Genomic DNA, 11,671 nt, shown 5'->3' with positions numbered 1-11,671 from the left:
CCTTCTCGAACTTTACCGAGATCGCCCCACTCCTGGGCGGCATTGGGGAGGCGCGGCGCGCACCGACGACGTGACCGCGGCGTACCGCCGCGATCCCCACCCCACACGCACGATCCATCATCATTCACCATCTATGACATACTTGGGGTATGGAACAGCGCTTTCTCACGATCGCCGACGTGTCGGAGATCCTCAGCCTCTCGCCGCAGGGGGTGCGCGCCATGATCCTCTCGGGCGAGCTGCCGGCCATCCAGGTCGGCGGGCGCAACCAGTGGCGTATCGAAATCGCCAAGCTCGAGGACTACATTGCCTCGCGCTACAGCGCGGCGGAGGAAGCCCGTCGCCAGGCACACTCACACACGCACGCCGGCTAGCTGGCGCTGGCCAAACAATCAATCGCCGCCGTCGCCACCGTCACCACTCCCCGAGGCCCGGCCACATCGACGTGATCGCGCCCAACGCGAACGAGGCGCCCTCCCACGGCGCCGCCATCGACCGTTGCAACCCGCACGCTCTGCCTGTCGCGAGCCAGCGCGCGCAGTGCGTGCAGCAATCCCAGACGCGCGCTCACGCCTCCGCGCGGCTCGCGCGCGCTGGCAGAGGCCTGAAACCATCCCACGCGCACCAGGGGGATGAGCCAATCGCGCGGCCCCTCCTCTACGGCGGCATAGTCAGCGCCGACGTGGCGCACGACCCCGCTAATGCGCGTGCCGGCGCACGTAACGACCACCACCGACTCATCCACATGGGCGCGCAGGCGATCCGCCACGTCCAGCTGCGCCATCTCGGCCTCGGCGTACTCCCAGGCGGCCAGCCGTTCCTCTTCGACGATCTGTGCCGCCAGGCGTGACTCCACATCGACAAACAGTCTCGCCCACCGCATAGACCGACCCTAGCAGGGCCTTGACACGACACCACACACATGATGCGATGTCTCTACATCCTCAAACATACTCAAACATCACCATAGGAGATGACATGAGGTCTCAGCTCTCCCCCACGCCGGCGACCTCGCCGACAATCGAACGCACCGTGTGGATCCTTGCTCCGCTGGTGCTGCTCGCCGCATGTGCCTACCTCGTCGGCCCTCACGCCGCCCTCGAGGCCTCACAGGCGACCTCGGCCCGCATCGGTGACGGCCTCGCCAGCGTCCTGTCAGTCGGTGGCGCACTGCTCGCCGCGTGGTTCCTGCTCACGGCCGGCCTCGCCCGAAGCGGTCGCGCCGCGCTCGCGCGTGGGCGCCGCCCGCATCGGCTTATCGTGGCCATGCTCAGGCTGGGAGCGCCCGTCGTTCGCCGCGCCATCCTGGGGACGACGTCTCTCGCGCTCATTCCCGGTTTGGCCATCGCGACCCCGGCGTTGGCTGATGACGGCAGCGACTCGTCGGTGAGCCCCGATCTCACTGACATCCCTGCCGATCTGGGCTGGGCGGCGCCGACGGAAGACTCGGCCGACCCGGTGCCCAAGACGACCTCGCCACCTCCTCCCGCACCCGATCCGCCGCCAGAACGCGATACCGAAGAGGCCGAGGGCGCGCAGCCGGTCACCCCGCCATCACCGCCCCTTCCTGAGACTCCCGCGACGCCTGCGTCCCCGGCTGCTGTACCCAGCACCCCTGCGCCCGCACCGTCTGCCGCATCACCACAGACTCTGCCCGCCGTGCCCATGGATGTCGGCTGGGGCGCAATCCGGCTGTCTACACCCACCCCGCCCGCCCAACCCGAAACCCCCGCGGCAACGGCTGGCGTCGATGACACGTACGTCGTGGCTCCCGGGGACAGCCTGTGGTCGATCGCCGCCGATTCCCTGCCACCCGGCGCGTCACCTGCCACCATCGACCGTGCCTGGCGTGCGCTCTACCGCGGCAACGCCGACAAGATCACGTCACCGGACCTCATCCACCCGGGCCTCACGCTCACCCTCGAACCCCTCCGGGAGTTGTCATGACACCGGCTGTCCTGAGCGCTCCCGCGCACTCCTCCACGCGGTCGCCGCGCCGTGGCGACGTCGATTGGACGCTGCTCCCCGCCCCGCGGCACGGCCGCCGCGTCGCCGTGCCGCGGACGATGCCGCGCGCACCTATCCCACCGCATATCGACCGCAGCGAAATCTTCGGTGCGCCGCACCTGCGACTGAGCCCCGTCGATCCTCTCCATCGCCGCGACGAAGACCGGCTAACGGCGCGTGGGTGGAAACCGCAGCCGACGACGGCACCTCTTCCCCATCCCTATCCATGGGCTTACACGATGGTTCAGGTCATCTTTGAGGTGCTTGACGGGACGCGCTCGTGCGCACAGCTCGCCCGCTGGCTGGCTCCCGACCTGTACGAGGCTCTGCGCGAACGCGAGCGGCTCACCGCAACGCGCGCACCCCGGACTCCCCAACGGATCCGCACCCGCAGCCTGCGCCTCCAAGTCGCCCAGGCGCGCGCAGACTTCGTCGCCTGCGAGTGCATCGGGGTGGTCGATGTTGGGGAACGTTCCCGCGCCATCTGCCTGCGTGCCGAGTCTTATCACTCGCGCTGGCGCATCACTGCCCTCGAGATTGGCTAATGCCGCGACCCCAAACGCGTGTGTGGGGCGGGCGAGTCCTCAACTCACCCGCCCCACACATGGGCATGATGCCTAGCGACGTTTCTTGTTCTTCGCCTTCTTGGCTCGGCGCTGGGCACGATTCATGCCACCGGTGGATCCGTCGCCACCGGCACCGGAGCGGCCGAGGATCTTTCCACGCGATGCCGTTCCCGTGTCTCCCATGACCGACGGCGCGTTCGCCATGCTCTTGGCAATTGCCTCGCTGCGAGCCGCACGCTGGTCGGTGTGCGCCTGCGCATCGGCAGCCTTCTCGGCCGCCTCACGCTCGGCTTGCACCCGCGCCTGGTAGGCGGCCTCGAACTGCCCGGCGGCCGAGAAGATGCCGGCGACCGTCTCCTCGCGCACCCGCCCCATCATGCCCTGGAACATGTGGGCGCCCTCGGAGGAGTACTCGACGAGGGGATCGCGCTGCCCCATCGCGCGCAGGCCGATGCCTTCGCGCAAATAGTCCATCTCGTAGAGGTGTTCCTGCCACAGTCGATCGACCGTCGCCAACAGGACGCGCCGCTCCATCTCGGCGACCGGCTCCTCACCCAACTGCTCGCTAGCCAGCGGGTTGGCGTTCATCTGGTCGACCATCGTGTCGTAGGCGTCGGTGATGTCATCGTGCAGCACCGTCTCGACGTCTTCGAGGGTCAATCCGGCGATGCCACCCGCCGATTCGATCATGGCCTCACGATCAACCGAAATCGGGTAGATCGAGCGCAGTGTGGCCCACACCGACTCGAGATTCCACTCCTCCGGGTTGCCGTCGCAGCCCGTGCGAACAATTTCGGAGACCGTTGCTTCCAGATAGGTCGGAACCAGCGTGTCGAGGTCGATGTCCTTTTCCAGCACCTGGCGGCGCTGGTCGTAGACAAGGTTGCGCTGATCGGTCATGACGTCGTCGTACTTCAGGACGTTCTTACGCGTCTCGAAGTGCATGGCCTCGACCTGCTGCTGGGCGGAGCGAATCGACTTGGCGACCGCCTTGTTCTCCAGCGGCATGTCCGGCGGGTACGCGCCCGACTGCATGATGCGCTGGGCGAATCCCGACGCGAAGCGCATCATCAACGGGTCTTCCATCGACAGGTAGAAGCGCGACTCGCCGGGGTCTCCCTGACGTCCTGAGCGGCCCCGCAGCTGATTGTCGATGCGGCGCGAATCGTGACGTTCCGTGCCGAGGACGTAGAGGCCACCCAGCTCCTTGACCTTCTCGTGTTCGGCGGCCACCTGGGCCTTTGCATCCTCGAGAGCTCCCGGGTATTCCTCGCGCCAGCGTTCGGAATCGGCAATCGGGTCCAGCGGATCGCCAGACCGGGTGCGCAGCATCTGATCCGCGATGTGTTCGGGGTTGCCCCCGAGCATGATGTCGGTACCGCGACCAGCCATGTTCGTCGCGATCGTCACCTGCCCGAGTCGCCCGGCCTCAAAGACGATCTGCGCCTCGCGCTCGTGCTCCTTCGCGTTGAGGACGTTGTGGGGAATCCGCCGCTTCTTCAGCAGTGCCGACAGCTCCTCGGACTTGGCCACGTCGGTCGTGCCGACGAGGACCGGCTGGCCCTTGTCGTAGCGCTGGGCGATGTCCTCGACGATCGCCGTGAGTTTGCCCTCGCGCGTGGGGTAGACGAGGTCGGTCTTGTCCACGCGCGCCATCGGCCGGTTCGTCGGAATGGGAATGACGCCGATTTTGAACGTCGACATGAACTCGGCCGCCTCGGTCTCGGCGGTACCGGTCATGCCGGCGAGCTTGTCGTAATGACGGAAATAGTTTTGCAGCGTGATTGTCGCTAGCGTCTGGTTCTCGGCCTTCACGGGAACGCGTTCTTTCGCCTCGATGGCCTGATGGAGGCCCTCGGAATAGCGGCGCCCTTCCATCGTTCGACCCGTGTGCTCGTCGACAATAATGATCTCGTTAGCCCGCACGATGTAGTCGCGATCGCGCTCAAAAAGCTCTTTGGCCTTCAACGCGTTATTGAGGAAACCGATTCGCGGGGTGTGTTCGGCCTGATAGAGGTTGTCGATATTGAAATAGTCTTCGACCTTCTCGATACCGGCCTCAAGGATACCGACCGTTCGCTTCTTCTCGTCGACCTCGTAGTCGACGTCGCGCTCGAGTCCACGCACGAGGTCAGCAAACTTCTCGTAGGCCCGGTCGGCCTCGCCCATGGCCGGACCCGAGATGAGAGAGGGGTGCGGGCCTCATCGATGAGGATCGAGTCAACCTCGTCGACGATCGCATAGTGATGATCGCGCTGAACGAGATCCTCGGGGCGCTGCACCATGTTGTCGCGCAGGTAGTCAAAGCCGAATTCGTTGTTCGTGCCGTAGGTGATGTCCGCGGCGTACTGCTTGCGGCGCGTCACGGGATCCTGCCCATTGACGATGCAGCCGACCTCCATTCCGAGGAACCGGTAGACGCGTCCCATGAGTTCGGATTGGTAGGAGGCCAAATAGTCGTTGACGGTGACGACGTGGACGCCGCGACCCGTCAGCGCGTTGAGGTAGCTCGGCATCGTCGCGACGAGGGTTTTGCCCTCGCCGGTCTTCATTTCGGCGATATTGCCGCGGTGCAGGGCGATCGCCCCGACGATCTGGACCGGGTAGGGCTTTTGCCCGAGCACGCGCCATGCGGCTTCGCGCACGGTCGCGAATGCGGGGACGAGGATCTCGTCGAGCGTCGCCCCCTCGTCGAGGGCGGCCTTGAGCTGAGACGTCATCGCCTTTAGCTCGTCGTCGCTCATGGCCGTGTATTCGTCGTCCTTCGCGATGACCTCGTTCGCTAGCGCCTCGAATCGGCGCAGGGTACGGCCTTCACCGATGCGAAGGATCTTGTCAAAAATCGACACGCTTCTCCCCGTTTCACTCAGGTGCCACCCGTGGGCTGGGGCCAGCCTACCGCGATTACTCAAACGCGCGCGAAGCCGGCGGCACGAGGTGCCGCCGGCGGCGCTGTCACAAAATCAGATGGTCGTCGTCGTATCCAGCCGGATCACACCGTACGTCCACCCGCGGCGGTGGTACACCGCGCACGGCTGTTTCGTTTCGGAATCAATGAAGAGGAAGAAGGGATGCCCCACGAGTTCCATCTGATACAGGGCCTCGCTGACGGTCATCGCCTTGGCCTCGTGCAGCTTCTGTCGCACGAGCACGGGCGAGTCGCCGAGCTGGACCTCGTCGGCGACGCCGAGCTCGCGCTCACGCGGAGAATCCGGATCGAACGACGCGTCGTCGGCGGGGATGGCCGCCGGGCGGGCGTCGGTGAGATCGAGCTTCTCGATGTCGATATCCACGCCTTCCTTGACCGAGCGGTCCTTGCGGCGACGGTGCTCCTTCGCACGGTCGCGGGCACGGCGCACGCGCTCATACAGCTTGCCGGCAGCGATGTCGACAGAGGCGTAGCGGTCGGACGAGGCGGCCTCGGCACGAATAATCGGCCCCTTGCCGATGACGGTGATCTCGACGCGTTCTGACACGTCAGCCTGACGCTGATTCGGCTCGTGGGTGATCTCGACTTCGACGCGCTGGGCGCGGGGATAGAAGTGCTCGACTTTCGCGAGCTTATCCTCGACGTAGTCACGGAAATTCGAGTGGATCTCGGCGTTACGGCCTTCAACGATGATGTCCATTGTTTCCTCCGGGCATAGCGGGTGGGGATAATCCCCGTGATGGGGGCAGGCGCAGTACCTGCCCGTGGATTGAGCTATCGCCTCCTTGCGTGTAGAAGCACCGCTTCGGTGCTATGTCTCCATAGTAGTCGGTGTGATTGAGACGACACTGATATTTGGCGCAACGAATCCTTACCGCCTCTCGACGTTGGCGAGGACGATCCCGCCGCGCACCTGCGTTCCCGACTCGCGCAGCACGCGCGCGGCCTCGGCGAGCGTCGCACCGGTCGTCGCCACGTCGTCAACGACGAGGGCTTCGCCGTCGAGGGGTTCCACCACGCGCATAAGGCCGTCGCGCGAGCGAGCGCGCTCGCTCGCGGTTCGTCCTGCCTGTCTCGGTGCCGCCCACGGCAGCCGCAGCACGTCGATCGAAGCGATCGGGCGCACTGCGGAGTCGGCGAGTCCGCGAGCAATGCCATCGGCAAAGGGATGAGCCACCCAGTGGCGACGCACTCGGCGGTGCCATTGCGAGGGGGCGGGCACGACCCACCGCGGTGCCCATCCCGAGCGTGCGAGTTCGCGCCCAGCTGTGTGCCCAAGCCGGGCAAGGTGGGACCCCATATCGAGGTGGTCGTCGTGTTTGGCGGCCAGGACGAAGCGGCGAAGCGCCCCGTCATAGTCGCCGAAACTCCACAGATCCAGCTCAGTCCGCTCGGCGCGCGTGGGCGGGATTCGCGGGCCAAAATGCTCCCTGACGCGACCATCACAGTCGCGGCACCAGATAACACCCGGCGCATCGCAGCCGACGCACCATCGCGGCCAGAGGAGGTCGGCAAGCACGGCGCGCGGCGAGATCATACGGCAATTGTGGGCATATACGTCGGGCGCCTTGCTGATCGTCAACGCGATGCCACGTGTGCGAAGACCTTACCGAGCCGTGGGGACACTTAGCCCGGGTAGGCGGCGTCGACGAGCACCGTGCCAACGCCTCGCCACTGCTTTCCGACGCGCTCGCTGCGGTGATAGTCGTCTGTCATCACCTGGAGATCGTGGGTCGTCCCGCCGGTAACGAGGGTGGTTGCATCGGCTGGGGCCGCATAGATTTCCTCGAGGCCATTGATGGGATGAACGACGATCTCGCGCCCGCCCGATCCGGATAGCACGGCGGCGGTCGAGCAATCCACCCAACCGATATCGGCGATATCGGTGAGGGGCTGCGCCAGGGGATGAGCGGAGATAAGGCTGATCGGACGCCCGCCCTCGCGACTGATGACGTAAGAGGCGAGCGTGTCGCGGTCATTGGCGTGCATGAGGACGAGCGCGCGCTGACCGTCGGGGGTGAGCTCGATCTTCTTAATGACCCCGCCGTCACCCCACGGCGTCGCCACGCTCAAGCGCTGCCCATAGGCGTCGGTGACCCACAGTCCGCCCGTCGGCGTCGATGTCCACACGAAGCCATAACGATCGAGATGGGGCGGGCTAAACGTCTCGGTGCTGCGGGCCAGCAGGCGACGCGTATTGTCAACGAACAGGTAGAGTTCGGTGCGCTCTCCATTCAGCGCGACGACGCCCTGACCGGCCAGGGGGCCCGCCGCCGGCCACCGCGGCGACATCCCCTTCGTGTGGGCACGATCGACGAGCACGCGTGTCGCGCCGGTGCCCACACCGACGATCGCACCGTCCTCCACGCCAACGAGGTAGTCGAGATCGTAGGTGGGCGTCGTCGGGGCCCGCGTGAACGCGAGGGAATCGTGATCGGAGATAAGTTCGACGCGTTCAATACCCGCGACTCCGCTGAGCGTTCGTTCGAGCTGCCACGCGACGCGGGAGAGCTGGGGCTGAGGCAACGACGCGATGGCGTCGGGCACACTCACGGCCGCCACGGCCCCCGTGACGTCGACGACGGGTGAGGTCGAGGCGACGTCGCGCGGAAACGCCGTGCGTACCGCGGCAGCGAGCTCGGGTGAGGGACCGGAATAGAGGGCTTCGACCAGGCCCGCCGTCAGATTCTGCCGCGGGATCCACCGCGGATCGGGCACGGGCGTCACATTGTCGGCGGCGAGGAAATACACGTCGCGGCGCGCATAGGCGTTGTTAAACGCCGAGCGCGTCATGACGACGCCGTTGGGAAGCCCGGCGATTCGCCACTCATCGTCGTCTTTACGCAGGGTATAGGTCCCGCGATAGGCGACGTCGCGCTGGAGGTAACGGCCATAGCGGTCGACGCTCAACACCGTCGTCCCCTCGACCACCGCCGAGGCCGTCGTATCGGCGTGGGCCGCCATCGTCAGAGCCAGCGACGGATCTTCGTCGAGGACGGTGACCGAGGCCTGCGGTTTCCACGAACGTTGAGCCGTAGACGTGAGATATTCGCGCGCGACGTCGAAGTCATCGTAGGTTCCCGCGGCGCTTGCCCGCTCGAATCCCTCGATGATCTGACGCGGAGAGGCACCCTCGCGCGGTCCCTCGGCGTGTTGGGCCAGCGGTGCCTGCGCGTCAGCCTGTGGCGAGGCACTCGTCACGGGCCCGCTCATCGGCAAGCCGGCACACCCGCTCATCGTCACGGCGACGAACACAGCGCACGCCAACGCCGGGACTGCGTGCGCCCTCACGTCCGTTCCTCTCCATCTTCGGCACCGTCGCTCTCGTCACCGCCCACCTCGTCTGCGACCTCGTCATCCTCGTCGGCGAGTGCCTCGTCGCTGAACGTGCCGAGGTCGCGACCCGTCGTCTCGCTGACCCCGACGGTCGTGTCGACGTCGCCCGGGTGGGTGCGTGCCCAGCGCGCGCGTGCCGCGATGATGTCGTCGTCGTAGACGGCGCGCGGCAGCTCATCGATCTCGCGATCGGCGAAGCGCGGCAGCAACAGCACGAAGGACGAGCCCGCCTGGGGGCACGACAACACGGTGAGGATTCCCCCGTGCAGCTGGGCGTCCTCGGCCGAGATCGCCAGCCCCAGGCCGGTTCCCCCGGTCGTGCGCTGACGCGACGGATCGGCCCGATAGAAGCGATCAAACACGCGCGAAGCGACCTCGTCGGTCATGCCGACGCCGTGGTCTCGGACCTTGATCGCCACCGACGTCGCCGTCTGCGCCAGCGTGATGTCGATGGGATTGCCCTCGGAGAACTCCACGGCGTTGAGGAGGAGGTTACGCACGACGCGTTCGACGCGGACGCGATCGACCGCGGCTTCGACTCCGGTTTCCGGCGCGGTGATCCTCACCTCGACCCCGGCGCGCTCAATGATTTGGGCATGCATCGCGCACACCTGCGTCACCAGCGCGACGAGATCGGTGTGTTCGTGTTCGACGCGGGCCGTACGTGCGTCCACGCGCGAGATTTCCAACAGGTCGGCGAGCATGTCGGAGAAGCGTTCGACCTGCTCGCCCATAAGTTTGGCCGGACGCCTCAGGTGTTGGGGCAATTCGTCGAGGTCGGAACTGATGATGTCGGCACCGATCTGGATGGACGCGAGCGGGGTTCTCAGCTCGTGAGAGACGTCAGACACGAAACGCTGCTGCAAGTTCGCAAGCTGGCGATAGTCGAGGATCTGCCGCTGTAGGTGCGACGTCATGTCGTTAAACGCGTTGCCCAGCGTCGCCAGCTCATCCTCGCCCTCGATCTGTAGGCGCACCGACAGGTTGCCGAGAGAAACCTGCTCGGCCGCGTGGGCGGCCCGGCGCACCGGCAGCAGCGCCCGGTAGGACATGATGAGCATGAGGATGCCGACGATGATGAGCATCCCCACCGTGCCGACCGCGAGGATCTGGTTGATCATCGTGATCGTGCGCTCCTCTGGCGCCAACGAATAGACGAGGTACATATCGTAGGTGCCGACCATGGGCAGCTCGATCGTCGAGCCGACGACGATTCCAGGCTGGTCCCCCGCCGCCGTCGGGATCGACACCGATTGCCAATAATTCCCGCCGGCCTCACGCACCTTCGCACGCAGATCATCGGTGATGACGGGGGCCAGCTGCTCGTCGACCACCGCGTTGATGACGTTGGTTGACGTCGAGTTGGGGTCGCGCATGAGCATGACGCCAATCCCGCCAACCCCAGACGAGGCCTCGCGCTGCTCGACCATCAGCTGATAGGCCAGGTCTTGAACCTGGTCGACGGATTCGAGCGAGGAGCGATTGAACGAGGTCTGGACCCAGTCGACGCGTTGAGTCGAATCCGCGAGGATCTGCTTAAGCCGTTCCTCAAACATCCCGTCGCGCACGTGCGTGGCGACGAACACCGACAACACCGTCATGACGACGGTGACGATGACGAGCATGAGCACGGTGATGCGCACCGGCAACGACTGTCGGATCTGGCGAACCGGTGGGAGGCGACGCATCCCCTCCCACGCCCGCACCGCCAGCGCCTGTACCCTCACTGGTCGGGAGCGCAGGCGCGATAGCCGACTCCGCGCACCGTCTGGACGATCTGCGGGTGCTCGGGATCGGCCTCAATCTTTGCCCGCAACCGCTGAACGTGGACGTTGACGAGGCGGGCGTCCGAGCCGTGGCGGTACCCCCAGATTTTCTCGAGCAACTCGTCGCGGGCAAACGCCTTGTGCGGATCCGAGGCCAGCGTGACCAACAGGTCGAATTCGAGCGGGGTCAGACGTACGAGGTCGCCGCTGCGACGCACCTCGTGCGCGCGAACGTCGATGTGGAGGGGACCGAGGATGATCTCGTCGTCCTCGCGACGCTCGTGGCCGCGCAGGCGCACGCGGATGCGGGCGATGAGTTCCTTCGGCTTAAACGGCTTGGGGATGTAGTCGTCGGCACCGGCCTCCAACCCGGCGACGACGTCAGCCGTGTCCGACTTGGCCGTCAGCATGACGATCGGGACGTCGGATTCGGCGCGGATCATCTGACAGATCTCGATCCCGCCAAGACCGGGCAGCATCAGGTCGAGCAGGATGAGATCGGGCTTGTGCGCGCGAAACGTCGACAGGGCCTGTGCGCCATCATGGCAATAGACCGGGTCGTAGCCTTCAGACTCGAGGACGATGCCAATCATCTCGGCCAACGGCTGATCGTCGTCAACGACAAGAATGCGCGTCATGGGGGTTATTGTCTCACGCGGATGACTCGGGAGTGGCGTTGTCCGAGACAACGCGCAGGTGAGTCGCGTGCGAGGAGCGATGGGGGCGTTCCACCTGCGGCTGATCGGGGCGAGCCTGCTCAGCCGGTCGTGGATGACGCGAGGCGACGCGGATCGCCTGGGCAAGGGCATCGAGGTCGTCGGTGGAGGGTTCGGGCGGGCTGAATTGCGTCGCCAGGCGCACCACCTGCCATCCCCGCGGGGCGGTAAATGATTGCGTGTGGCGAGCACACAGGTCGTAGGCGTGAGGGGAATCCTGAGCGGCCAGCGGCCCGATGACGGCGGTCGCATCGGCATAGACGTACGTGAGGGTCGCCACTGCCTCGGCGTAGCAGCCCGAACGCGAACACGGACGCATCGTAGTCACACTGCGACTGTAGCCCACGTTCG

At 65.9% G+C, this 11,671-nt stretch carries 10 protein-coding genes and 1 pseudogene; 3 read left to right on the top strand and 8 right to left on the bottom strand.

The window, feature by feature from the left end:
- Positions 1-149: 149 nt before the first annotated feature.
- Complete coding sequence (locus H8R18_RS01925) at positions 150-374, top strand: helix-turn-helix domain-containing protein (RefSeq protein WP_191072164.1); 225 nt, start codon at positions 150-152, stop codon at positions 372-374.
- Here H8R18_RS01925 and H8R18_RS01920 read toward each other — a convergent pair.
- A complete protein-coding gene (locus H8R18_RS01920) occupies positions 371-883 on the bottom strand; it encodes a hypothetical protein (protein WP_191072165.1) in 513 nt (170 codons plus the stop codon). The genes H8R18_RS01925 and H8R18_RS01920 overlap by 4 nt on opposite strands.
- A 95-nt stretch (positions 884-978) precedes the next feature.
- Here H8R18_RS01920 and H8R18_RS01915 point away from each other — a divergent pair, with 95 nt between their 5' ends.
- Both H8R18_RS01915 and H8R18_RS01910 read left to right on the top strand, forming a co-directional pair.
- Positions 979-1,947, top strand: a complete 969-nt coding sequence (locus H8R18_RS01915) for a LysM peptidoglycan-binding domain-containing protein (protein WP_223875357.1) — start codon at positions 979-981, stop codon at positions 1,945-1,947.
- Positions 1,944-2,552: an Rv3235 family protein gene (locus H8R18_RS01910; RefSeq protein WP_191072166.1), complete on the top strand. Its 609-nt coding sequence runs from the start codon at positions 1,944-1,946 to the stop codon at positions 2,550-2,552. Before H8R18_RS01915 ends, H8R18_RS01910 begins: the two co-directional genes overlap by 4 nt.
- Positions 2,553-2,624: 72 nt before the next feature.
- Here the strand turns inward: H8R18_RS01910 and secA are convergent.
- From secA to H8R18_RS01875, 7 genes and pseudogenes are all read right to left on the bottom strand, one after another.
- Positions 2,625-5,422: pseudogene (gene secA / locus H8R18_RS01905) on the bottom strand (preprotein translocase subunit SecA).
- Between the two features lie 114 nt (positions 5,423-5,536).
- Positions 5,537-6,202: a ribosome hibernation-promoting factor, HPF/YfiA family gene (gene hpf / locus H8R18_RS01900; RefSeq protein ID WP_191072168.1), complete on the bottom strand. Its 666-nt coding sequence runs from the start codon at positions 6,200-6,202 to the stop codon at positions 5,537-5,539.
- Between the two features lie 171 nt (positions 6,203-6,373).
- Positions 6,374-7,039, bottom strand: coding sequence for a ComF family protein (locus tag H8R18_RS01895; protein ID WP_191072169.1), 666 nt, complete (start codon positions 7,037-7,039; stop codon positions 6,374-6,376).
- 89 nt (positions 7,040-7,128) lie between these two features.
- Positions 7,129-8,793, bottom strand: a complete 1,665-nt coding sequence (locus H8R18_RS01890; RefSeq protein ID WP_191072170.1) for an LpqB family beta-propeller domain-containing protein — start codon at positions 8,791-8,793, stop codon at positions 7,129-7,131.
- Positions 8,790-10,526: an MtrAB system histidine kinase MtrB gene (gene mtrB, locus H8R18_RS01885; RefSeq protein ID WP_191072171.1), complete on the bottom strand. Its 1,737-nt coding sequence runs from the start codon at positions 10,524-10,526 to the stop codon at positions 8,790-8,792. The genes H8R18_RS01890 and mtrB overlap by 4 nt, the downstream gene beginning before the upstream one ends.
- 35 nt (positions 10,527-10,561) lie before the next feature.
- Positions 10,562-11,242: an MtrAB system response regulator MtrA gene (gene mtrA, locus H8R18_RS01880; RefSeq protein WP_191072172.1), complete on the bottom strand. Its 681-nt coding sequence runs from the start codon at positions 11,240-11,242 to the stop codon at positions 10,562-10,564.
- A 13-nt stretch (positions 11,243-11,255) separates the two neighbouring features.
- Complete coding sequence (locus H8R18_RS01875; RefSeq protein WP_223875390.1) at positions 11,256-11,639, bottom strand: DUF3499 domain-containing protein; 384 nt, start codon at positions 11,637-11,639, stop codon at positions 11,256-11,258.
- Positions 11,640-11,671: the final 32 nt, after the last annotated feature.

Origin of the sequence: Nanchangia anserum (genome assembly GCF_015240065.1) — a bacterium.
Taxonomy (GTDB): domain Bacteria; phylum Actinomycetota; class Actinomycetes; order Actinomycetales; family Actinomycetaceae; genus Nanchangia; species Nanchangia anserum.
Note: the sequence above shows the minus strand (reverse complement) of the source record. Positions and strands in the feature narration are given on the sequence as shown.

Coding starts and splice junctions, on each gene's coding strand:
- H8R18_RS01925 (WP_191072164.1), top strand. CDS start 150: ATGGAACAGCGCTTTCTCACGATCGCCGACGTGTCGGAGATCCTCAGC.
- H8R18_RS01920 (WP_191072165.1), bottom strand. CDS start 883: ATGCGGTGGGCGAGACTGTTTGTCGATGTGGAGTCACGCCTGGCGGCA.
- H8R18_RS01915 (WP_223875357.1), top strand. CDS start 979: ATGAGGTCTCAGCTCTCCCCCACGCCGGCGACCTCGCCGACAATCGAA.
- H8R18_RS01910 (WP_191072166.1), top strand. CDS start 1,944: ATGACACCGGCTGTCCTGAGCGCTCCCGCGCACTCCTCCACGCGGTCG.
- hpf (WP_191072168.1), bottom strand. CDS start 6,202: ATGGACATCATCGTTGAAGGCCGTAACGCCGAGATCCACTCGAATTTC.
- H8R18_RS01895 (WP_191072169.1), bottom strand. CDS start 7,039: ATGATCTCGCCGCGCGCCGTGCTTGCCGACCTCCTCTGGCCGCGATGG.
- mtrB (WP_191072171.1), bottom strand. CDS start 10,526: ATGCGTCGCCTCCCACCGGTTCGCCAGATCCGACAGTCGTTGCCGGTG.
- mtrA (WP_191072172.1), bottom strand. CDS start 11,242: ATGACGCGCATTCTTGTCGTTGACGACGATCAGCCGTTGGCCGAGATG.
- H8R18_RS01875 (WP_223875390.1), bottom strand. CDS start 11,639: ATGCGTCCGTGTTCGCGTTCGGGCTGCTACGCCGAGGCAGTGGCGACC.